Here is a 20,065-nt window from a genome sequence, read left to right as displayed (position 1 = left end):
CGTATCGTGGTAGCCTGCATAATCAAAACAAAATAACCTAGTAGAACAAAACTCGTTTATATTTATAAACAATGAGCGATTGCTCGAGGAAGGTCTAAAAAGACTTTTAAACAACCACTGAAGCAACATTTAAACATAAAAAAAGCCTCAGATAGAAATCTGAAGCTAGTGCGCCCACCTGGGCTCGAACCAGGGACCAAAAGATTATGAGTCTTCTACTCTAACCAACTGAGCTATAGGCGCCGAAAACCTTTTGAGTTTTGCGAGTGCAATGTTACATATTTGCAATCAATTTTGGAAGTAATTCTAAAGGAAAAATAAATAATTGTTAATAATAACAGATAGGTCATGGACCATAGTTAGTGGTGATGCGACGTGTCCAATCAACACAAATGTTTAAAGATGTTCCAAATCCACTTCAAACCCAATGTTTTAAAGATTTTATTTCACGTCCCATATCTACGAGATTAAACCCCCTGTTTGCTCCAGATTTAAAACGTGGCTTGAATATTGTTATAAAATGGTAATTCCTTTCTACTGTCGGGCCCGAATAATTTCAATCTATTTCGGGCGGATGATATATCGGCCAAGTGCCTTACCCTACTTACACCAAATCAAATATGACAACTTTCAAAAACGTACAGCCCTTAAGTGCTGAGCAACTTTTCGACCTGTTAAAGAAGGAATTTACTGATGTGATCAATACCAGACTTGACTCAAGTCTTAGCATCAATTATGCGCATGTATACGATGTGATTAATGTTTCTTTCCCGGAAATAGCGGAAGGAACAATCTTTACGATCACCATAAATGATAATGAAATTGAATTAACCAAAAACGGCGACAGCACTGAGTACAATACAGAGCTATTGGAACAACATCTTAGCGACTTTTTAACGGAGAGATGCAGTTAATTCAACTTCATATCTCATTATTCTACAAATAAAATCACCAACTCATGGAAAAGAATACGCCAGATCAGTCAGTTTTGATGCATATCAAAGAACTCACCGAAAAAGAAGAGCATTTATATGGTAAGACAGATCTTACGGATCAAGACGTGGCAGAAATGCATGCCGTAAAGTCGCAATTAGATCAATATTGGGATCTGCTGCGTCAACGTAGAGCATTTCGCGATGCAGGTGAGGATCCAGAAAGGGCAAAAATGCGTTCTAGTGAAACAATCGAGAATTACAAAGAGTAAATCATTTATGTAAACAAGAGCAATTATGGGGCATGAATCATCAGCCATGATCCAGGAACCATCAACCTAATTTCACGCTCTTTCTGTATCTTTGCGCCAATGGAGATAAAAAACATCATATTCGATTATGGGAATGTAATTTTCGAAATCAATTTCAAAAAAACCCAAGAAGCGCTGTCAAAACTTGGAATCAAAAATATTGAAGCATTTTTCGCCCATAAAAATCATAATTCATTGTTCGATAATTTCGAGGTTGGTGGCATCAGCGCAGCTGATTTCAGAGCTGGCATTAGAACTGCCGCGAACAATCCATCCTTAACAGACCAAGAGATAGATGATGCATGGAACAGTTTGCTAATTGGTGTTTCTGCTAACAATCATGAAGTTTTACTTGAAGTTAAGCAAAAGTACCGCACCTTTTTGCTCAGCAACAATAACGAAATACATTACGATTGGATCATTGATCATATTCACACTGGTTATGGCATAAGCAATTATGATCACTTGTTTGAAAAAGCTTATTTTTCTCATTTGATGCAACTACGCAAACCAAATCTCAACATCTTTGAGCAAGTGATTAAAGAAAATAATCTTAATCCTAGCGAAACACTTTTTATCGATGACAGTCCACAACATATTGAAGGAGCAAAAAAAGCAGGTTTAAAAACCCTATTGATGGATGTTCATCCTGAAAAGTTGAGAGACTTCTTAGATCAGCATCATTTATTGTAAGGGTGGTCGTCATCAAAATCAAGAGGTAGCGACATTCCTATTCGTCTTTCGGCCATATCGCCATACATGAAAAGACTGGATTCTGAATAATATCCATTTAGTTGGATGTTGATTCCACCTTCCTTAAAAAAATAGAGGTAAGATGATAAATATACGGGTTTAGGCACTTTGGGGTTATCCTTATTTTTTCCTATCAAGGCTGCGACCGTTTTTTCCTCATTCAGTCTGGTCTTGTCGTAACTTACCAATAACGTATCCGTAAAATTTAGATTTACGGTTCTCGTAGCCTTATCTTTTGTAAAAAGCTTTCTAATGTTTATTGGCGTGGTTTTAAAACTTATAATTGGATTTTGCCGCATTACCATTTGATAGTATTTTACGGTATCTAAAGAAAAAAAACGAATAAGAGAGGTACCTGGCCTATTTTCTTTAGCGTAAGCTTCAGCTATTCTTTTATTAATGATCGCACTTACCCGCACCTGTTCTTTGTTTCGAATAGCGGTATATTTATAAACACTAAAAAATTCGCTTTCTAGATTATTCCTAAATACCGAACGCATGAAGTGCATTGCTGAGCCTTCATACGCTAGTTTCCTGTTTTTCTGAATCTGGCTTTCCGAAAGTTTACTTTGTTTTTTATTTTCATATAAACAGGAATAGGTATACGTAACTTCGTTCGAATTAAAGTTATAGTCAAACTTATCTAAGTCTAACCTGATTGTATAGGCCAAAAACTCGTTCTCAATTACTAGCGGACCTCTAGCATAAACAGAAACCTGATTGTTAGACTTATCATAGTCAAAATACAGGACTTCAGGGTTTTTTAGCTTACATTGGGTAGTTGAGTGCTCATATCTACCAATTAAATTGGTGGTAAACAGGTCGATCCATTTGGTTACATCAACTAAACTATATTTTCTGCTTTTGATAACTACCTCATTCAGGGTATTATCTTGAGCTTTAAGAGCAACCACAAGCGAATCTCCCTTGCCGGATTCTACTACTTGAACTTTTTTTTCATAAAGGATGTGCGAGAAAACAAGTTCTGCTTTTCCAACAGTTGTGCAGGCCAAGGTAAAATTCCCATCCTGATCTGTTTCGGTACCGCAACTACTGTTATTTAAATAAACTGATGCCCCTTGGATCCCCTGATTGGTTTTTTGATCAACAACCCTTCCTTTTATTTTAGTTTGAGCGATACAGCTAAGCGTGGCAAAAAGAAAAAAAAAGAGTAGTCTTATTTTCATGCAAAATTGATGGTGTGTAAGTATTTCGTTATTTTTATGTGCTAAATATAAAGATTATGAGCGAAAAAAGATTCACGTCTCTTAGAGAATTTTACCCTTTTTATCTGTCTGAACATCAAAACCTAACCAGCAGGGTTTTGCATTTCACAGGTACCGCCCTACTTATTTTGGCCTTGATTGCTGCAATTCTTTTTCACGATTGGCGTTTTTTGGTTGCCATTCCTTTTATCGGGTATGGCTTTGCCTGGGTTGGACATTTCTTTTTTGAAAAAAATAAGCCGGCAACCTTTCAGTACCCCGGATACAGTTTAGCAAGTGATTTTATCCTCTTTTGGGATTTATTGAGTGGTAAACAACCTTTCAGGGTAAAGTGATTACATAGATTACGCTTCGCGGATGATTACAGAGATTTTATAAGATTACACCGATTTTTGGTAACTTGACAGGCTAAGTTATTCGGACTTTCTGTCCCGATAGCTATCGGGATTCGGACTTCTGGACTCCCAACTCACAACTTCCTCCTCGTCTTCTCCCTAGCAATCAGTCCTAACTCTCTACCAGTTTGGCCAGCTACAGAGGTATTTTCCTGAGCACGTCTGAACAAATACGGCATAACCGCTTTAATTGGCCCGTATGGCACATATTTGGCTACATTATATCCCGCGTCGGATAAATTAAAGCTCAAGTTATCACTCATACCAACCAACTGCGCAAAATAAGCGTGTGGGTGTTCATGTGGGATATTATTTTCGTCCATCAACTCGGTGAGCAATTTGCTGCTTTCTTCGTTGTGTGTACCGCATACAAAACCAATCTGATCAATATGTTTTACACAGAACCGCAATGCTTCGTCGTAATCCTTATCTGTGCTCGCTTTATCAGGTTGTATTGGCGAAGGATAGCCCATTTCTAGCGCTCTCTTACGCTCTTTTTCCATATACGCACCACGTACGATTTTAGCCCCCAAGATAAAACCGGTTTCTTTAGCGATCTGGTAATCTGCTTTAAGATCGGCCAATTTATCATGGCGGTAAAGTTGATAGGTATTATAAACAATGAGTTTCTCTTTGTTAAACATCGTCATCATGGCTAGTGCCAATTCATCAATGGTATGCTGGATCCAGGTTTCTTCGGCATCAATCATTATGGGTACCTGTTTATCAAATGCAGTACGACAAATCCTTTCGCAGCGGGCTTTAACACGTTCGTAGGCTTCAGCTTCGCTGGATGTGAGTTCTTGTTTGGCATCCAATTTTTCTAATAACGAAAATTGCCCGATGCCAGTAATCTTGAATACAGTAATTGGAATCCGTGGATCTCCATCAGCGCGATTAATTGTTCGTATAATTTCTTCGCAAGTAAAATCAAAAACCTCTTCTTCATCCTCTCCCTCCACAGAATAGTCTAAGATGGTTCCTACTTTACCTAAATGCAACTGTTCTATAGTATGCTCGCATTCTTCTATAGTTTCGCCTCCACAAAATTGCTGGAAAATTGTAGCCTTTATGGCGCCCTTTATTGGGAAACCGATGTTAAGAAAGAAATTGGTAATTGCTGGACCAACCTTAGTTAAAAAGTTGCTGCTAATAATTTTAAATAACCAGTAAGCTTTGGTGAGTTCGGTGTTAGATTTATTGCGAAAAGCGATTTCAGTATTGTCAAAATTGATTTTTTTTCTGGGCGATATTTCCATTTTGCCGATTTGGTTAGTCAGATAAGTGCAAAAATATAAATTACAACGGTTGTTAGGGTAAAACACTTTATAAATAATTGTAAATTTGCACCATAATGATAAAATTCAAACTCGAAGGCGAATTTATACCGCTAATTGCATTGCTCAAGGCTACATCTTTGGTTCAAAGTGGTGGCGAGGCCCAAGCCGTTGTAGAAGAGGGCTTGGTTAAATACAATGGCGCTGTAGATTTTCGCAAGCGTCTAAAGGTACGAATTGGCGATAAAGTTGATTTTATGGGCAAAATAATTGAGGTAATTTAATGGAACCCATCAAGAGCGCTCAGCATTCTATCTATTTTGAAACGGGCTTAAAACCACTTCAAACCCTACTCGACCAACAAAAATACAGCAAGGTATTTGTTTTTGCCGATACCAATACAGCCGAACTATGCCTTCCTGTTTTCCGTGCATTCTTAAACGATTTAGACGATTTTGATATCATAGAAACCGATCCTGGAGAAGAGAATAAGAACATTGATTTTTGTATTGGGATCTGGAAAACATTATTGGATTTTGGTGCAGACCGTAAGTGTTTAATGATCAATCTAGGTGGTGGTGTAATTACTGATATGGGCGGTTTTGTAGCTTCAACTTATAAAAGAGGGATAGATTTTATCAACATACCAACCACCCTACTTTCGCAGGTTGATGCCTCTGTAGGAGGAAAAACTGGAATAGATATTGATAATGTGAAGAATATGGTAGGTACTTTTAGTATGCCACAAGCGGTATTTATCGAAAATTCTTTTTTAAGTACCTTACCAAAAAGAGAGCTGCTATCCGGCTTTGCCGAAATGATAAAACATGGACTAATAGCTGATAAGGAGTATTACAATTATTTAAAGGATGATTTTGGATTTGAGCCCGAAAAAATTTACCGTTCGATCGAAATCAAAAATGAGGTGGTAACCCAGGATCCGCTTGAAAAAGGTTTACGTAAAATCCTAAATTTTGGACATACCATTGGTCATGCGGTTGAAAGCTACGCGTTAACCAATTCGAAAAAACCATTAACCCATGGAGAGGCAATTGCCATTGGAATGGTTTGCGAAGCTTTTTTATCCGAAAAATACTGTAATTTAAGTAAGGAAGAATTAACGGATATTACCACGTATATCACAAGTCTATATCCGAAATACACGATAAAAGAAAAAAGCTTCGATAAGTTAATTAATTTAATGCAGAGCGATAAGAAGAATGAAGATGGACAGCTTATGTTCTCTTTATTAGAAAAGATTGGAAGTTGTACTTTTAACTGTAGAGTAACTACCAATGACATTTTGGACAGTTTGATTTATTACAATAATCTATAATGAAGTTTACTGGGGGTGATATTTCTGTTGGGGCATTATTTGGCTTTGTAATCGTGCTTACTTTTGTTGAAATGTATTTCAGCTATCGTCACGATCGTAAGTTATACACTAAACGTGATACTTGGACCAACGTTTATTTAATGGTTGCTGCTATTGTAATTAATCTTGGCATGAAATACGCAACCTTCGAACTACTCGATTATTGTTATCAGTTCAGGCTTTTTCAAATTTCTAATTTTTGGTTGTATTGGGCAGTACTTATCCTTACCCAGGATTTTTTATATTGGTTTTTACATACTATCGGCCATTATGTTCGATTCTTTTGGGCCATGCATGTAACCCACCATTCGTCTGAACATTTTAACCTCACTACTGGTTTTAGGTCTACCGTTTTTGAGCCTTTGTACCGCGTATTTTTCTATTTGCCTTTGGCCTTTATGGGTTTTACGGCACTTGATATTCTTTTCGCGTATCTAGTTACCCAAATCTATGGCAATTTAGTGCATACCAGAACTGTTGGAAAATTGCATCCATGGTTTGAATATGTCTTTGTTACCCCATCACATCACCGCGTTCATCACGCTAGTAATGTGCGCTATTTGGATAAAAATATGGGTATGGTGTTAATTCTGTGGGATAGATGGTTTGGCACCTTTCAAGAAGAATTGCCTGAAGATGCCATCAAATATGGCTTAACTACGCCTCCAAAAGATACCGGACCGGTAAATATCATTTTCCATGAATTTATTGCGTTGAAAAATGATATAAAAAAAGCCCCTAGTTTTAAAGATAAGGTTAGCTATATCTTAAACCCACCTGGATGGAGCCATGATGGTAGTACCAAGATTGCTAAAGTTATGCAACAGGAGCTGAAGAAAGAAGAGTCCAAAGTCGGTAGTCTGTAGTCGTGATTCTAGCTATTTATCTGAACTCTGCCATAAACTTTGCTACGCTTCCCTCTACATCATCAATAACTAAACTTTTCACAAATGCGCTACCTATAATAGCCCCATTTGCATATTCATTAGCCGAATCAAAAGTTTTTTTATCCGAAATACCGAAGCCAATCAAGATTGGATTATTGAGTTTCATGTCGCGGATCCGTGCAAAATAACTTTTAGCCTCAGAAGAAACATCCAGATTTTTTCCAGTAGTTGCTGCTGAGGATAAAAGGTAGATGAACGCATTGCTCAATCCATCAATTTTACGGATCCGTTCTTCACTGGTTTGTGGAGTTACCAAAAAGATATTGCTGATACCATATTTCTCGAATGTAGGTTGATATAATTCTTCGTATTCGTACATCGGTAAATCCGGAATAATACAGCCATCAACCCCTACTTCCTGACACTTCTTACAAAAATTTTCTACACCATATTGCAAGACCACATTTACATAACCCATCAGTAAAATAGGAATGGACACTGATTTACGCAAGTCTTTTAGTTGCTCAAAAAGGATAGGCAATGTCATGCCATAATCTAGGGCTAATTTACTGCTCCCTTGGATAACCTGGCCATCGGCTACTGGATCTGAATATGGAAAACCAATCTCCATAAAGTCTGCACCCGCTTTTTCTAAAGCAATAGCAATTTTTAAGGTGTCAGTTAAATTAGGATAACCTGCGGTATAATAAATAGAAAGAAGATCTTTCTTTTTTGTTGTAAATAAATTTTGTAATCGATTCATATTTTAAGATTTGAGATATGAGATTTGAGATATGAGATGGCCGACTTACATTGTCTCACATCTCACGTCTCATATTTCACATCTATAGGTTAAAATGTTTCATATACGTCTCCATATCTTTATCTCCACGTCCAGATAAGCATACGATTACGTTTTCGCCTCCGTTAAATTTCATGTATTCTAAATAAGCCAGGGCATGAGCACTTTCTATTGCCGGTATTATGCCTTCGAGCTTAGTTAACAATAAACCCGCGTCTAGTGACTCATCGTCTGTTATAGATACATATTTCCCACGACCGGTTTTAAATAGATGGGCATGTTGCGGACCAATGCCTGGGTAGTCTAATCCTGCAGAAACCGAATGCGGTTCTACAACCTGTCCATCAAGTGTTTGCATTAAAATGCTTCTGCTACCATGCAAAACACCTTCCTTTCCCAAATTTGTTGTAGCAGCTGAGAAGCCGCTCTCAACGCCTTTGCCGGCAGCTTCAACAGCAATCAGTTGCACATTTTCGTTATTAATAAAATGATAAAACATACCAATGGCATTACTGCCCCCACCTACACAAGCCAAAACGTAATCAGGTTCGTCTTTACCAGTTTGCTCCAGTAATTGTTTTTTAGATTCTTCGGAAATAACTGATTGAAAAAGAGCCACCATATCTGGGTATGGATGTGGGCCAACCGCAGAGCCTATAATGTAGTGGGTATCAACTGGATTATTGATCCAATCTCTCATCGCTTCATTTGTAGCATCTTTAAGTGTTTTGCTCCCAGACGTTGCAGGTACAACAGTGGCGCCCAACATTTTCATCCTGGCTACATTTGGCGCTTGGCGTTTAATATCAACCTCGCCCATGTAAACTACACATTCGAGACCACGTAAAGCGCAAACAGTGGCTGTAGCTACGCCATGCTGTCCGGCACCTGTTTCGGCGATTATTCTCTTTTTGCCCAATCGCTCTGCCAATAGAATCTGGCCAATGGTATTGTTAATCTTGTGCGCCCCAGTATGATTTAAATCCTCTCGTTTTAAGAAAATATTGGCACCATATTTTTCAGATAGGCGTTTAGCCAGATACAAGGGAGAGGGCCGGCCTACATAATCCTTTAGTAAGGCTTTAAACTCTGCCTGAAAGCTTTCTTCATTAATGATAGATAGATAGCGCTGTCTTAGTTCTTCAACATTTGGGTATAACATTTCGGGAATATAAGCTCCGCCAAAATCCCCGTAATAACCCTTTTCATTTACAAAATATTCCATAATTTTTTTACTTTATTATAGCAAGTTCAACGTTAACAACTTCGACAAACCCAATGTGAGGTGCTTAGGAGTTCATCAATTTATAAACTTTGACAAACCGAATGCAGGGTGCTTAGGATTTTGTCATAGTAAGCTATCTTTAAATTTTCTTAATTTTTCTATATCTTTTAATCCAGGCTCAACTTCAAATTTGCTATTTACATCAATGGCATATAACCTTACATCATTTATTAATTTTATAGCTTCAACATGAGTTAAATCTATTCCACCACTTAAAAAATAAGGCTTATTAAATTTATAATTACGTAACAACTCCCAGTTAAATACCTTTCCAGATCCACCATGAACAGGGGTCTGTGTGTCGAATAAAAAGTAGTCGACCATATTTAAATAAGGCTCTAATTGGTTAAAATCAAAGTTTTCATCAACCCCAAAAGCTTTGATGACTTCTGTCCCCGTAGTTTTAAGCTCATTGCAATACGCTATGCTCTCATTTCCATGCAATTGAACAGCTTTTAAATTATACCTTATGATATAAGCTTTAACTAGGTCTAAACTTTCATTTACAAAAACCCCAGTTGATTTAATAGATGATGGTGTATACTTAATTAACTCAGATGAAACTTCGCTAATGAAACGAGGCGATTTTTCGTAAAAGATAAATCCCATATAATCAGGTAGCAAATCAGCCACTGTAGCAATATTTGTTGCCTGTTTCATTCCGCAGATCTTTAATTTTAGTTTCATTCTCTTACCATTAAGAAATTAAGTTCATTAAGTAATTGTTATTTATTACTTAATTTCTTATTCGTCATATTTTAACTTAAACTTATCAACTTAGTAAAACTATTTAATGCTTTCTTCTTTAATAGCGATTCTTCGGCCTCATAATAACAATCAGAAAACGCAACATCTCCCTTAATCGTTTGGATTGCTAGGGCGGCATTACACAACACCACATTTATTTGAGGATCTGTACCGCTTCCGTTTAAAATATCCGTAAATATTCTTGCTGATGATTCTACCGTGTCTCCGCCTTGGATCTCTTTTTCTGTGATTTCGGTAAAACCTAAATCGGCTACTTTGTTTAGGGCCTCCCCTTTTTTACTGAACGTTTTAAAATCGCAAGTTAAAGAAACTTCGTCGAAGCCATCCACCGCGTGAATAATGGTGTAATTTTTATCCGTTTGCTGGTATAGATAAGCATATAGGCGCGCCAATTCCAAACTAAACACCCCAACAATCTGGTTCTTAGGCTGAACGGGGTTAACCATTGGCCCCAGCATGTTAAAAAATGTCTTTACTCCCAATTCTTTTCTAATTGGCGCTACGGTTTTCATAGCCGGATTAAATAGGGGTGCATGTAAAAAGCAGATGCCTGCGGCATCAAGGCTTCGCTTCAATTGATCTTCATTATTGGTGAATGTATATCCCAAATATTCCATTACATTTGAGGACCCACAACCCGAAGAAACCCCATAATTTCCATGTTTTGCCACTTTATATCCTGCTCCAGCTACTACAAAAGAGGCTAAAGTAGAGATATTGAAGGTATCTTTTCCATCCCCTCCAGTGCCGCAAAGGTCTACCAGTTCATATGCCGAAAGGTCTATTTTTAAGCACAAATCCAGCATTGCATCGCGAAATCCCTGCAATTCCTCAACCGTAATATTACGCATGCCATAAGCAGTAATAAATGCGGCAATCTGCGAGCTATTAAATTCGCCCAAAGCAATAGAAGTAAGTATTTTTTGCGCTTCTTCCCTACTAAAGGTTTTATTTTCAAATAAGTGGTTCAGTATTTTCTTCATGGGTTTAAAACAAAAAAGGTTGCTTTATACAAGCAACCCTTTAACATATATTTTATAAAAATAAGCTCAAATAAAGGATCACATCACGCTGTTGCGAAATGCCACCACCAATTTTTATTTGTACTTGTTAAAATCATTCTGTAGCAAATATGGAATAGTTTTTATTATTTGCAAAATCTTTCTTTAAATTATTTGCAATTATGGCATTTATTAAACGAAAATCACATGATGAAGACGATTTAGGCTATGGAAACCGGCCCATGGGCAAAGGGCAGCGTATGATGAATGCTGATGGAACCTCTAACATCAAGCGAATTGGCTTGCCATTTTTTCGGTCTTCAGATACCTACAATTGGTTAATTTCCATGTCGTGGGGCAAGTTCATGTCAATTATAGTTATCGCCTATTTAATAATTAATTTATTCTTTGCCGTTATTTATGTAAGCATTGGAATTACACACTTGCATGGTGCAGATGGAATTACAAGGCGTGACCAATTTTTTGATGCATTTTTTTTCTCAGCCCAAACTATTTCAACCGTCGGCTATGGGCATATTAGTCCGAATGGCTTCTTAACGAGTTGTGTTGCAGCCTTCGAATCAATGCTCGGGCTATTGGCATTTGCCTTAGCAACTGGATTATTGTATGGTCGTTTTTCGAGACCAAAAGCTAAGATTTTATATAGCAAAAACATGGTTGTGGCCCCCTACAAAGGAATAACAGGATTGATGTTCAGATTAGCAAATGAAAGAAATAATCAGCTCATAGAAATTACCGTTCAACTGGTTTTTACCATAAATGAGCTTGTAGAAGGCAAAAAAACAAGAAGGTTTATTCCGTTAACACTAGAAAGAAGTACAATTGGATTGTTAACATTGAGCTGGACTGTTGTACACCCGATTGACGAAAATAGTCCGTTATTTGGAATGACCCAAGAGGAAATGATAGAGGGAGAAACGGAGGTTTTAGTGCTCTTACAAGCATTTGATGATACTTTTTCTCAAAATGTGCATAGCAGAGCATCTTATTTAGATGATCACATTTTATATAATCACAAATTTGCACCGCTTATTTCGCAAGACGAAAGTGGAGTTACGACTCTAGACCTATCGAAATTAAGTATAGTGGAGAAAATAAGCTGATTTAACAAAATTCCTGAACTGATAGAAACCGAGAGGATACTACACGTTATCGCGGCACGCTAGAGAATGGATGGTCAAATAAGTTATTTTTTTTAAATTGCTTCCTGATATTCACAAAACCTAATCAAAGTCCTCTCAAATGAAAATAAAATTATATATAGCTGTATGTTGTGCATTTGGATTGTTCAATTCATGCAAGAAATATGATGAATATTATAAGCAAGTTACCATGCGTATTAATCATTTTGAGCAGGCAACCACCGATTTTGGGAGTCCAAGATTCGTACAAATGTTCCAAACTCTTAATGACATAGGTACCAATAATTGGACAAATATCTCGCAGTCCATAGAAGGTTTTGACTATGAGCCCGGATATTATTATACGATAGAAGTGATTACCAAATCGGGTGTTACAAGCACCGTTACTGGACAGAACGATTATAGCGGATATACCTATAAATTAAAAAAAATTAATGAAAAAACGGCTGTTGGAGCAGGGACGACATTTGAAGTTAACTTAAGATCAAATAAAGTAAACCTTTATACCGGCAATTCAACGGCAGGATTTAAGATCTTAGATAAGTTTAAAATAGATGTTGGAACCTTATCTAATGATTTTAATAATGCCGTTTCATCAAGTGCCCCTAACATCATAGGAATATTTGTACGTAATGCGGATGGAAGTTATCTACTGAAGGGTTTAAAAGTTTATTAAACTAAAAGCTCAACTAATTACAGATCAATGTAGCGTTTGGAAACAAGCCAACGTATAGAGGAGATAACCCGCCATTCATCAGCTTTGCTAACTATCTATGAAAAACATATCCCTTAAACCAAACCTTTTAACAATTATTTTTGCGAGTATTTTTATACTTTCATCTTGCGAAAAAGAAGAGAATCTGGGAACTGTCCCTTTAAGAGTTAATTTCTTTAAACAAGCGAGTTATTCGGGTATGGTACTTTCTGTTCAGGAACGACCTAGTATCGGAACCGGTAATTGGGGCCCCATTGGCACCGAAATCACAGGTTTTAAGTATGAACCAGGGTATGTTTATGAACTTCTTTTAACCAAAGTTCCTGTTCCATATCTAGCGGATGCCCCTTCATTTAATTATAAATTAAAAAGAATATTAGCCAAAAAGAAAGTTGCTGCTGACGCAACGATTGAAATGCCTTTGAAAACGTCTAGCTTGTTTTCTCCTGCTACACACTATACTAGTTTTGTGAGCGGAACATTGAACACTGGGTTTATCTTGGCCAATGAGGTTAAAATTGATTGTGGAACGCTATGTAATGAACTCGATCAAGTAGTACAAACAAACGGCCCTAAGTCAGGAGTTTTTACACGTAATGCGGATGGAGGTCTCAAATTAATTGCCTTGAAGTAGGGCAAATATTCATTCCTGAATACGCTGCTATCAGCCCTACTTAGTTTCGCTCAAAAAATTAACTATTTGCGGATAAAGCTTATTTCTTCCCCAAATCATCTGAGTTATCATCGGGACATGTTTTTTACCTTCAATTACCGTTAATTGAACTGGGATATGTTGCTCTTGCAATGTCTTATAGATTCGTTGTGATTGGATGCGAATGGCGTCGTAGGTAGCTGATCCATAGAAAATAAGGTGTGGATTAGTGATATTCTTTACATAGAATAAGGGAGATCCCATTTGCCAGGTTTTTTCTTCGGAAGTAAAAGTTCTGATGAAATCGGTATAATAATGATCTTTTTCCGCCTTTAATAAATACTCTTCCATATCCAACCCAAAAGCATCATTTAAGATTACCCCTTTAATCGGATTGGCAATTCCGACAGATTTAAAATACTGCGGATCGGCATTGATCAACTCGCACAGGTGTCCCCCTGCCGAATGTCCCATAATAAATATCCTGTTCGGGTTTCCTCCATAGGAGGTAATGCTATCCTTAACCCATTTTACAGCTTTAGCGCTTGCCATAGCCATTTCTTTAAAGGTAGCATTGGGCGCCAAAGGATAATTAATAACCGCCGCAACCACGTTGTTCTTGGCTAAATTTCTGCCCAACCACCAATAGGTTTCTTTTTTTCCGCTACTCCAAGATCCGCCATGAATAAAAATAATTACATCCTGATTTTGTGGATTGTCTTTTTTATGATAAACGGTTAAAGTGTTAGCCTGATCGGTATTGCCAGCATAATTGATGTCTTTAAGCACTCGAATCTGCGCCGATCCAGTAAAAATTTGACCAAGGAAAGCGAAGATCATAAGTATAACGTATTGCGAAATGCGTATTGAGACATGCCCACTCTTACCTCTTCCATTTTCCATCTTACATTATCTAATTAAAGGATTTTTCTCCTTAGCAAACAACTGAAAAACCTTTTTATCGGTAAATTTTGGAAATAGTTTGTTCATCCACACGGCTAATTTACCTTGACCAGTCATAATTAAAGTTCGTTTTCGCTGTGCAATTCCATCGCAAATTAGTACGGCAACTTCTTCGGCCGACATCATTTTACCTTCTTCCATGCTAGTTTCACCATGTGCAAGCCCATCTTTTGCCAGTGCTGCAACACGTATATTTGATGTGGTAAAACCTGGACAGGCAACCATTACATGAACACCAGTTTTTAGCAACTCCGTTCTTAACGACTCCATAAAGCCGTTCATTGCAAATTTAGAAGAGGAATAACCCGTACGGCCTGGTAAACCTCGGTAACCAGCAATTGAGGATACGCCAACCACACTCCCTTGTGATTTTAGAATTTCGGGCAAAGCATATTTTGTACAATAAACGGATCCCCAAAAATTTACATCCATCAGGTTTTTTAATACCGAAAGGTCTACATCACTAAACAATGCCCTCATCGAGAGGCCTGCATTATTAATTAACACATCTATTTTACCAAAGGTGATGAACGCCTGTTGAACCAATAGTTTACAATCTTCTTCTTTGCTCACATCGGTTTGCACGGCCAAAGCCTTTACTTGGTATTTGTTTTCTAAATCAGTGGTAATTTCACATAACGTTACGTAATGACGGGCGCCTAAAACGATCGTTGCGCCACGCTTGGCAAATTCTTCTGCCAATGCTTTCCCTATACCTGATGAGGCGCCGGTAATGATGACTACTTTATCCTTAAAATCCATTATCTATGGTTTGCGAAATAGGTTTTGCACTCTACTATTTTATCGGTATTGATGATTACTTTCCCTAAGTTATTGAGTTGGGCCCAGCAATCGGGAGTATCGGGCGCACCCCAAAAGCGGAAATGTCTATGTGTGCGATTTGCTGCATCGACCACTGCCTTTAGTTTAACTAGGTCAGCTGCAGGTATTTCACCTACGCCCTTCCATTTGGAGTAGCTAGCAAAATCATCACTGATCATCGTGATCCGCTTAAAATCATTAGGATTATAGTTAACACCAGGTAACCCATCAAAATATAACCAGCTTGGATAGGTGTGAAAAGTTGAATCTGCTGGTCTATTTCCACTAATTACTATTCCAACGGCATGTTTGTTTTTACTTAGGTCGAAAATTGAACCGTATTTTGTAATAAGTTTTTGCAGCGCTTGATAAGTGGGCTGCCACTCAGTTTTAAAATCAATCATAAGATTGAATCTGTAATTTTTATCCTTACTAACCCTACCCTTATAAAGTTTAAATAAAGAATCTATCGGTTGAAGATATAATTTGTCTAACGTGTTATTAGGATTGATGCCTTTTTTATTATGGGAAACTATTAATTCGCCATTCACTTCAAAAACATCGGCTTCGATCTGATAAACTTGGCTGGAATAAGCGAGATGGAATTTGTTTTTCTGTTCGTAATCGTTATGCGAATGGATTAACACCTTTTGTGAGAAGCCGGTAAGTGTAATGATTGAAAATAAAACTATTCCGATTATTTTTTTCATCTACCTTAATTTATTTAATGAAAGATCCTTCATAAGGAATTCGGGTTAGTATTGATCTTCCTAAGGTAATCTCATCGGCATATTCCAATTCTCCGCCAAAGGCGATGCCTCTAGCGATGGTAGTAATTGGGATCTGAAAATCTTTAAGTCGTTTGTGTAGATAGAAAAGTGTGGTATCACCTTCCATATTTGCGCTTAACGCTAAGATAATTTCTTTAACGGGCGTAGTAGCCACCCGTTGCACTAAGCTATCGATAAAAAGATCCGATGGGCCGATACCATCCATCGGGGAGATCAAACCTCCGAGAACGTGGTAAACCCCAAAATATTGATTGGTGTTCTCTATGGCCATCACATCTCGCGTATCTTCAACTACGCAAATGGTTTCCCTCTCACGTTTAACTGCGGTACAAATGCTACAGGTTTGGTGATCGGAAATATTATGGCAAATGATACAATGTTTAATTTCTTCTTTTAGTTTTATCAAGGTATTACCAAAAAGAGAAACTTCTTCCTGCTCCTTATTTAAGAGGTGTAATACCAAACGAAGCGCAGTTTTTTGCCCAACACCAGGTAATTTTGCAAATTCGTTTACTGCATCTTCCAGCAGCTGAGAAGAAAAATTCATTATACAAATTTAAGATAAAATTCATCTTGAAGAGAATAAATTCTTTAGTCCATAGACAATTGTCGATTGCTGATAGTTTGGGTGCATAGGGTGAAATGTGTAAGGGAGGTCGGGTTGTCGATGGCTATAGTTAGGTGCTTAGAGTTAAATGTATAGGTGACACCTCAGTCCAGACTATGAACTATCAACCATGAACTATCAACCCCCTAGCCAATACAGCGGGACACCTTTGGTCCCAGACCATGGTCTATTGTCCGTCAACCATCGACCCTATATTCAACTTCAACCCTTGCAATAAATTTAAATTTTCCTACATTTAACCGCTAAATATAAAATATGAGTCCAACCATACTACTGTGTTTTTTAATCGGGTACTTTGCTCTATTAATTATCATCGCTTTTGCGACATCTAAGAATTCGTCGGATAATTCGACTTTTTTCATAGCCAATAAAAATTCTAAGTGGTATCTAGTTGCCTTTGGGATGATTGGTACTGCTCTTTCTGGAGTAACTTTTATTTCAGTTCCCGGCGAAGTTGGTTCGCCCGCAGGAAACCAATTTCAGTATTTCCAGTTTGTCTTGGGAAATGCAGTGGGCTTTATCGTCATCGCCACGGTGTTATTGCCTTTGTATTACCGGATGAACTTGACATCCATTTATGGTTATATCGAAAAGAGACTTGGTCATTACAGCTACAAAACGGCTGCCTCTATCTTTTTATTAAGCCGCACGTTAGGATCAGCCACAAGATTATATCTCGTAGTAATTGTTTTACAACGATTTATATTTGATACCTATCATGTTCCATTTTGGGCAACCGTCTTAATTTCTTTAGGCTTAATTTGGTCTTATACCTTTAAGGGTGGGTTAAAAACGATAATCATAACCGATACGTTGCAAACGTTCTTTTTGGTACTATCGGTATTCTTAACCATCTATTTCGTATGCAGCAGTTTAGATTTGAACATACCCCAAGCTTTTGAAACCATAAAAACCAGTAGCTATTCTAAAATTTTCTTTTTAGATGATTTTTTGGCCAACAAATTCCATCTCGGTAAACAGTTTATCGGCGGTATTTTTGTAACCATTGCCATGACAGGTTTAGATCAGGATCTCATGCAAAAAAACCTGAGCATGAAAACCATTGGTGAGGCAAAAAAGAACATGTTTACTTTTACCGGAATTTTCGTGATTTTAAATATCTTCTTTTTAAGTGTGGGCGCATTACTGTATGTTTTTGCTACAAAAAATGGAATAGATATCCCTCTTGATCATATAACAGGGAAACCAAGAACCGATTTTTTATTCCCAGAAATAGCCCTGAATCATTTAACTAGAATCCCTGCAATTGTGTTCATGCTAGGTTTAACAGCCGCTACTTTTGCCACAACCGATAGTGCGTTAACGGCACTAACCACTTCATTTTGTGTAGATTTTTTAGGGATGAATAAAAAAGAAAATCTCGAAAAGACAGATGCGGTTAAGAAAAGGCACATGGTACATATCGGCTTTTCGATACTGATGTTTTTAGTGATATTGGTTATAAATGCATTAAATAGCTCTTCGGTAGTTAGTTTGATTTTCCTTATAGCCTCTTATACATATGGTCCGTTATTAGGCCTTTATTCATTTGGGTTATTCGTTAAAAACCGTGGACTCCACGACAAGTTGGTACCAATTATTTGCATTATATCCCCAATCTTATGCTATTTTCTAGCCACAAACTCTAAAGCATTGCTGGGCGGATATGTTTTTAGTGTTGAGCTGATATTAGTAAATGGATTGATTACCTTTGTAGGCTTACTACTGATCAGCAAGAAAACAGATCAACAAACCAAGTTTTGAGCAATGCGCGTAGCGCTAGGCGTTGGGAGACAATTTAAATCGTTGACCAACTAAACAGTTAACCAATATATAAAATGACAAGTGAAGAAAAGATAAGAAGCGCTTTTGCGAATAAAGATTGGCAAGAAATTAAAGTAACAGACAGTTGGCAGATTTTTAAAATCATGGCAGAGTTTGTAGATGGATTTGAGAAATTGGCTAAAATAGGGCCCTGTGTTAGTATTTTCGGTTCTGCCCGTACTGCAGAAACCAATCCATATTATCAGCTGGCAGTAGAATGTGGCCGTTTGTTAACCGATCGTGGTTATGGAGTTATTACCGGCGGCGGACCCGGCATTATGGAAGCTGGTAATAAAGGTGCCCACCAAAATGGAGGTAAATCTGTAGGTTTAAACATCGACCTGCCTTTTGAGCAATTCCACAATAAATATATAGACCATAATAAGTTGCTTGAGTTCGATTACTTTTTTATTCGAAAAGTGATGTTCATGAAATATTCGCAGGGCTTTGTGGTATTACCTGGCGGGATGGGAACGATGGATGAATTATTTGAAGCCATTACCTTAATACAGACCGGCAAGATTGCCCGTTTCCCAATCGTTTTGGTAGGATCGGCCTATTGGGGAGGATTAGTTGAATGGATCAAGACCCATATGTTAGAAAAAGAACATAACATCCACGCAGAAGATCTTAACCTATTTAGATTAGTTGATACCGCAGAAGATGCAGCAGAACACATCTTTAGGTTCTATGATAAGTATGTGTTGAAACCGAACTTTTAACAAACAGCGTGGGGCCTGGAGCGTTTGGCGTTATGGGCGCTTATCGCAAAACGCCCTTCGCTTAACTAAAAGTGGCTCACCCCTCCACTCACTACTAATTTCATCGCATCAGCTGCACTCATATTAAGGGGTTTTACTTTCTCTCTGCTTACTACAGAAATCTGACCGGCAAAAGAGTAAGAGAACGGAAAATATACGATCACATCATCGGGCAAATTCAGTTTTTTGAGATCATTTTGAGTTAAAAAACCTATTTTCTTAATACCATTGCCTATATCTACCAATACCGGGTGATTAAACTTCTTTTCATCACCCACAAATGCTTCGGTTAGGTCTTTAATTGAGGAAAAGATGAAATTAAGCAGAGGGAATTTGTTCATTATCCGCTTAAACCAGAGGTACATGGGCTCGGTTACGAAGTTTGTCACGAAAATTCCAGCGAGTAAAATTATGGAAATAACCAGTGCCAAACCCAATCCCGGAATATTTCTATTGGCACCAGTTATAGGATCAACGCCAAGAATATTGTTCACATTTAGCCAACTATCAACCGTAGTAACTGCCCACACAACGATAAAAATGCTTAAGGCAACTGGCACAACGATCAAAAGTCCTTTGATGAGGTAGTTTAAAAGTGCTTTTCCTATCCTATTCATGCCCCAAAATTAACGAAAAAAATTGGGTTGAATGGTTGGAATGGTATTGATTAGGTGGTTAATTGGTTAATTGTTAAACTGGTTAATTGTTTAAACTGGTTAATTGTTTAAATGTTA

The 20,065-nt window shown here is 37.6% G+C and carries 23 protein-coding genes and 1 tRNA gene; 12 read left to right on the top strand and 12 right to left on the bottom strand.

Features of this window, described 5'->3' with window-relative positions:
• Nucleotides 1-169: 169 nt before the first annotated feature.
• Nucleotides 170-243 (bottom strand) — tRNA-Ile (locus AC6H0V_RS03110).
• A 377-nt stretch (nucleotides 244-620) separates the two neighbouring features.
• Here AC6H0V_RS03110 and AC6H0V_RS03105 point away from each other — a divergent pair.
• The 3 genes from AC6H0V_RS03105 (at nucleotide 621) to AC6H0V_RS03095 (ending at nucleotide 1,936) form a co-directional block, all read left to right on the top strand.
• A complete protein-coding gene (locus AC6H0V_RS03105) occupies nucleotides 621-914 on the top strand; it encodes a hypothetical protein (protein ID WP_497562247.1) in 294 nt (97 codons plus the stop codon).
• 44 nt (nucleotides 915-958) lie between these two features.
• A complete protein-coding gene (locus AC6H0V_RS03100) occupies nucleotides 959-1,204 on the top strand; it encodes a DUF2630 family protein (RefSeq protein ID WP_497562246.1) in 246 nt (81 codons plus the stop codon).
• 99 nt (nucleotides 1,205-1,303) lie between these two features.
• Nucleotides 1,304-1,936 carry an HAD family hydrolase gene (locus AC6H0V_RS03095; protein WP_497562245.1) on the top strand — a complete coding sequence of 211 codons (633 nt, stop codon included), beginning with the start codon at nucleotides 1,304-1,306 and terminating at the stop codon, nucleotides 1,934-1,936.
• Here the strand turns inward: AC6H0V_RS03095 and AC6H0V_RS03090 are convergent.
• On the bottom strand, nucleotides 1,924-3,183 hold the full coding sequence (locus AC6H0V_RS03090) for a carboxypeptidase-like regulatory domain-containing protein (RefSeq protein WP_497562244.1): 1,260 nt from the start codon (nucleotides 3,181-3,183) through the stop codon (nucleotides 1,924-1,926). The two genes, AC6H0V_RS03095 and AC6H0V_RS03090, sit on opposite strands and share 13 nt — an antisense overlap.
• A 56-nt stretch (nucleotides 3,184-3,239) precedes the next feature.
• Between AC6H0V_RS03090 and AC6H0V_RS03085 the strand changes: the two genes are divergently transcribed.
• Complete coding sequence (locus AC6H0V_RS03085) at nucleotides 3,240-3,557, top strand: Mpo1-like protein (RefSeq protein WP_497562243.1); 318 nt, start codon at nucleotides 3,240-3,242, stop codon at nucleotides 3,555-3,557.
• Between the two features lie 134 nt (nucleotides 3,558-3,691).
• Here AC6H0V_RS03085 and AC6H0V_RS03080 read toward each other — a convergent pair whose 3' ends face one another.
• Nucleotides 3,692-4,876: a proline dehydrogenase family protein gene (locus AC6H0V_RS03080; RefSeq protein WP_497562242.1), complete on the bottom strand. Its 1,185-nt coding sequence runs from the start codon at nucleotides 4,874-4,876 to the stop codon at nucleotides 3,692-3,694.
• A 95-nt stretch (nucleotides 4,877-4,971) separates the two neighbouring features.
• Here AC6H0V_RS03080 and AC6H0V_RS03075 point away from each other — a divergent pair, with 95 nt between their 5' ends.
• From AC6H0V_RS03075 to AC6H0V_RS03065, 3 genes are read left to right on the top strand one after another with little or no spacing between them, the layout of a single operon-like run.
• Nucleotides 4,972-5,178 (top strand): RNA-binding S4 domain-containing protein, encoded by a 207-nt coding sequence (locus AC6H0V_RS03075; RefSeq protein ID WP_497562241.1) that lies wholly within the window; start codon nucleotides 4,972-4,974, stop codon nucleotides 5,176-5,178.
• Entirely contained in the window at nucleotides 5,178-6,230 is a 1,053-nt protein-coding gene (gene aroB / locus AC6H0V_RS03070) for a 3-dehydroquinate synthase (protein ID WP_497562240.1), read from the top strand. The genes AC6H0V_RS03075 and aroB overlap by 1 nt, the downstream gene beginning before the upstream one ends.
• Nucleotides 6,230-7,135: a sterol desaturase family protein gene (locus AC6H0V_RS03065; RefSeq protein WP_497562239.1), complete on the top strand. Its 906-nt coding sequence runs from the start codon at nucleotides 6,230-6,232 to the stop codon at nucleotides 7,133-7,135. The genes aroB and AC6H0V_RS03065 overlap by 1 nt, the downstream gene beginning before the upstream one ends.
• 16 nt (nucleotides 7,136-7,151) lie before the next feature.
• On the opposite strand, the gene trpA is transcribed toward AC6H0V_RS03065, so the two are convergent.
• From trpA to trpD, 4 genes are all read right to left on the bottom strand, one after another.
• Nucleotides 7,152-7,919, bottom strand: coding sequence for a tryptophan synthase subunit alpha (gene trpA / locus AC6H0V_RS03060; protein WP_497562238.1), 768 nt, complete (start codon nucleotides 7,917-7,919; stop codon nucleotides 7,152-7,154).
• 82 nt (nucleotides 7,920-8,001) lie between these two features.
• Nucleotides 8,002-9,183: a tryptophan synthase subunit beta gene (gene trpB, locus AC6H0V_RS03055; RefSeq protein WP_497562237.1), complete on the bottom strand. Its 1,182-nt coding sequence runs from the start codon at nucleotides 9,181-9,183 to the stop codon at nucleotides 8,002-8,004.
• A 123-nt stretch (nucleotides 9,184-9,306) separates the two neighbouring features.
• The gene (locus AC6H0V_RS03050; protein ID WP_497562236.1) at nucleotides 9,307-9,930 is read right to left on the bottom strand and encodes a phosphoribosylanthranilate isomerase; all 624 of its coding nucleotides are present in this window, start codon (nucleotides 9,928-9,930) and stop codon (nucleotides 9,307-9,309) included.
• 71 nt (nucleotides 9,931-10,001) lie between these two features.
• Nucleotides 10,002-10,994 (bottom strand): anthranilate phosphoribosyltransferase, encoded by a 993-nt coding sequence (gene trpD / locus AC6H0V_RS03045; RefSeq protein WP_497562235.1) that lies wholly within the window; start codon nucleotides 10,992-10,994, stop codon nucleotides 10,002-10,004.
• 200 nt (nucleotides 10,995-11,194) lie between these two features.
• On the opposite strand from trpD, the gene AC6H0V_RS03040 reads away from it, so the two are divergent.
• From AC6H0V_RS03040 to AC6H0V_RS03030, 3 genes are all read left to right on the top strand, one after another.
• Nucleotides 11,195-12,136: an ion channel gene (locus AC6H0V_RS03040; protein WP_497562234.1), complete on the top strand. Its 942-nt coding sequence runs from the start codon at nucleotides 11,195-11,197 to the stop codon at nucleotides 12,134-12,136.
• Nucleotides 12,137-12,275: 139 nt separating this feature from the next.
• Nucleotides 12,276-12,851 (top strand): DUF4377 domain-containing protein, encoded by a 576-nt coding sequence (locus AC6H0V_RS03035; RefSeq protein WP_497562233.1) that lies wholly within the window; start codon nucleotides 12,276-12,278, stop codon nucleotides 12,849-12,851.
• 97 nt (nucleotides 12,852-12,948) lie between these two features.
• Nucleotides 12,949-13,524, top strand: a complete 576-nt coding sequence (locus AC6H0V_RS03030) for a DUF4377 domain-containing protein (RefSeq protein WP_497562232.1) — start codon at nucleotides 12,949-12,951, stop codon at nucleotides 13,522-13,524.
• A gap of 36 nt (nucleotides 13,525-13,560) precedes the next feature.
• Here AC6H0V_RS03030 and AC6H0V_RS03025 read toward each other — a convergent pair whose 3' ends face one another.
• From AC6H0V_RS03025 to recR, 4 genes are all read right to left on the bottom strand, one after another.
• Nucleotides 13,561-14,382: an alpha/beta hydrolase gene (locus AC6H0V_RS03025; RefSeq protein ID WP_497562231.1), complete on the bottom strand. Its 822-nt coding sequence runs from the start codon at nucleotides 14,380-14,382 to the stop codon at nucleotides 13,561-13,563.
• Nucleotides 14,383-14,451: 69 nt separating this feature from the next.
• Nucleotides 14,452-15,267, bottom strand: a complete 816-nt coding sequence (locus AC6H0V_RS03020; protein WP_497562230.1) for an SDR family oxidoreductase — start codon at nucleotides 15,265-15,267, stop codon at nucleotides 14,452-14,454.
• Nucleotides 15,267-16,037, bottom strand: a complete 771-nt coding sequence (locus AC6H0V_RS03015) for a PI-PLC domain-containing protein (RefSeq protein WP_497562229.1) — start codon at nucleotides 16,035-16,037, stop codon at nucleotides 15,267-15,269. The genes AC6H0V_RS03020 and AC6H0V_RS03015 overlap by 1 nt, the downstream gene beginning before the upstream one ends.
• A gap of 10 nt (nucleotides 16,038-16,047) precedes the next feature.
• Nucleotides 16,048-16,665 carry a recombination mediator RecR gene (gene recR, locus AC6H0V_RS03010; RefSeq protein WP_497562228.1) on the bottom strand — a complete coding sequence of 206 codons (618 nt, stop codon included), beginning with the start codon at nucleotides 16,663-16,665 and terminating at the stop codon, nucleotides 16,048-16,050.
• 336 nt (nucleotides 16,666-17,001) lie between these two features.
• Here recR and AC6H0V_RS03005 point away from each other — a divergent pair, with 336 nt between their 5' ends.
• Nucleotides 17,002-18,510, top strand: coding sequence for a sodium:solute symporter (locus AC6H0V_RS03005; protein ID WP_497562227.1), 1,509 nt, complete (start codon nucleotides 17,002-17,004; stop codon nucleotides 18,508-18,510).
• A 74-nt stretch (nucleotides 18,511-18,584) separates the two neighbouring features.
• Nucleotides 18,585-19,292 (top strand): LOG family protein, encoded by a 708-nt coding sequence (locus AC6H0V_RS03000; RefSeq protein ID WP_497562226.1) that lies wholly within the window; start codon nucleotides 18,585-18,587, stop codon nucleotides 19,290-19,292.
• Between the two features lie 65 nt (nucleotides 19,293-19,357).
• Here the strand turns inward: AC6H0V_RS03000 and AC6H0V_RS02995 are convergent, their stop codons facing one another.
• A complete protein-coding gene (locus AC6H0V_RS02995; protein WP_497562225.1) occupies nucleotides 19,358-19,948 on the bottom strand; it encodes a DUF502 domain-containing protein in 591 nt (196 codons plus the stop codon).
• Nucleotides 19,949-20,065 lie beyond the last annotated feature (117 nt).

This window comes from Pedobacter sp. NO84, assembly GCF_059703915.1.
This window is presented reverse-complemented; position numbering and strand designations above follow the sequence as displayed.

Coding starts and splice junctions, on each gene's coding strand:
- AC6H0V_RS03105 (WP_497562247.1), top strand. CDS start 621: ATGACAACTTTCAAAAACGTACAGCCCTTAAGTGCTGAGCAACTTTTC.
- AC6H0V_RS03100 (WP_497562246.1), top strand. CDS start 959: ATGGAAAAGAATACGCCAGATCAGTCAGTTTTGATGCATATCAAAGAA.
- AC6H0V_RS03095 (WP_497562245.1), top strand. CDS start 1,304: ATGGAGATAAAAAACATCATATTCGATTATGGGAATGTAATTTTCGAA.
- AC6H0V_RS03090 (WP_497562244.1), bottom strand. CDS start 3,183: ATGAAAATAAGACTACTCTTTTTTTTTCTTTTTGCCACGCTTAGCTGT.
- AC6H0V_RS03085 (WP_497562243.1), top strand. CDS start 3,240: ATGAGCGAAAAAAGATTCACGTCTCTTAGAGAATTTTACCCTTTTTAT.
- AC6H0V_RS03080 (WP_497562242.1), bottom strand. CDS start 4,876: ATGGAAATATCGCCCAGAAAAAAAATCAATTTTGACAATACTGAAATC.
- AC6H0V_RS03075 (WP_497562241.1), top strand. CDS start 4,972: ATGATAAAATTCAAACTCGAAGGCGAATTTATACCGCTAATTGCATTG.
- aroB (WP_497562240.1), top strand. CDS start 5,178: ATGGAACCCATCAAGAGCGCTCAGCATTCTATCTATTTTGAAACGGGC.
- AC6H0V_RS03065 (WP_497562239.1), top strand. CDS start 6,230: ATGAAGTTTACTGGGGGTGATATTTCTGTTGGGGCATTATTTGGCTTT.
- trpA (WP_497562238.1), bottom strand. CDS start 7,919: ATGAATCGATTACAAAATTTATTTACAACAAAAAAGAAAGATCTTCTT.
- trpB (WP_497562237.1), bottom strand. CDS start 9,183: ATGGAATATTTTGTAAATGAAAAGGGTTATTACGGGGATTTTGGCGGA.
- AC6H0V_RS03050 (WP_497562236.1), bottom strand. CDS start 9,930: ATGAAACTAAAATTAAAGATCTGCGGAATGAAACAGGCAACAAATATT.
- trpD (WP_497562235.1), bottom strand. CDS start 10,994: ATGAAGAAAATACTGAACCACTTATTTGAAAATAAAACCTTTAGTAGG.
- AC6H0V_RS03040 (WP_497562234.1), top strand. CDS start 11,195: ATGGCATTTATTAAACGAAAATCACATGATGAAGACGATTTAGGCTAT.
- AC6H0V_RS03035 (WP_497562233.1), top strand. CDS start 12,276: ATGAAAATAAAATTATATATAGCTGTATGTTGTGCATTTGGATTGTTC.
- AC6H0V_RS03030 (WP_497562232.1), top strand. CDS start 12,949: ATGAAAAACATATCCCTTAAACCAAACCTTTTAACAATTATTTTTGCG.
- AC6H0V_RS03025 (WP_497562231.1), bottom strand. CDS start 14,382: ATGATCTTCGCTTTCCTTGGTCAAATTTTTACTGGATCGGCGCAGATT.
- AC6H0V_RS03020 (WP_497562230.1), bottom strand. CDS start 15,267: ATGGATTTTAAGGATAAAGTAGTCATCATTACCGGCGCCTCATCAGGT.
- AC6H0V_RS03015 (WP_497562229.1), bottom strand. CDS start 16,037: ATGAAAAAAATAATCGGAATAGTTTTATTTTCAATCATTACACTTACC.
- recR (WP_497562228.1), bottom strand. CDS start 16,665: ATGAATTTTTCTTCTCAGCTGCTGGAAGATGCAGTAAACGAATTTGCA.
- AC6H0V_RS03005 (WP_497562227.1), top strand. CDS start 17,002: ATGAGTCCAACCATACTACTGTGTTTTTTAATCGGGTACTTTGCTCTA.
- AC6H0V_RS03000 (WP_497562226.1), top strand. CDS start 18,585: ATGACAAGTGAAGAAAAGATAAGAAGCGCTTTTGCGAATAAAGATTGG.
- AC6H0V_RS02995 (WP_497562225.1), bottom strand. CDS start 19,948: ATGAATAGGATAGGAAAAGCACTTTTAAACTACCTCATCAAAGGACTT.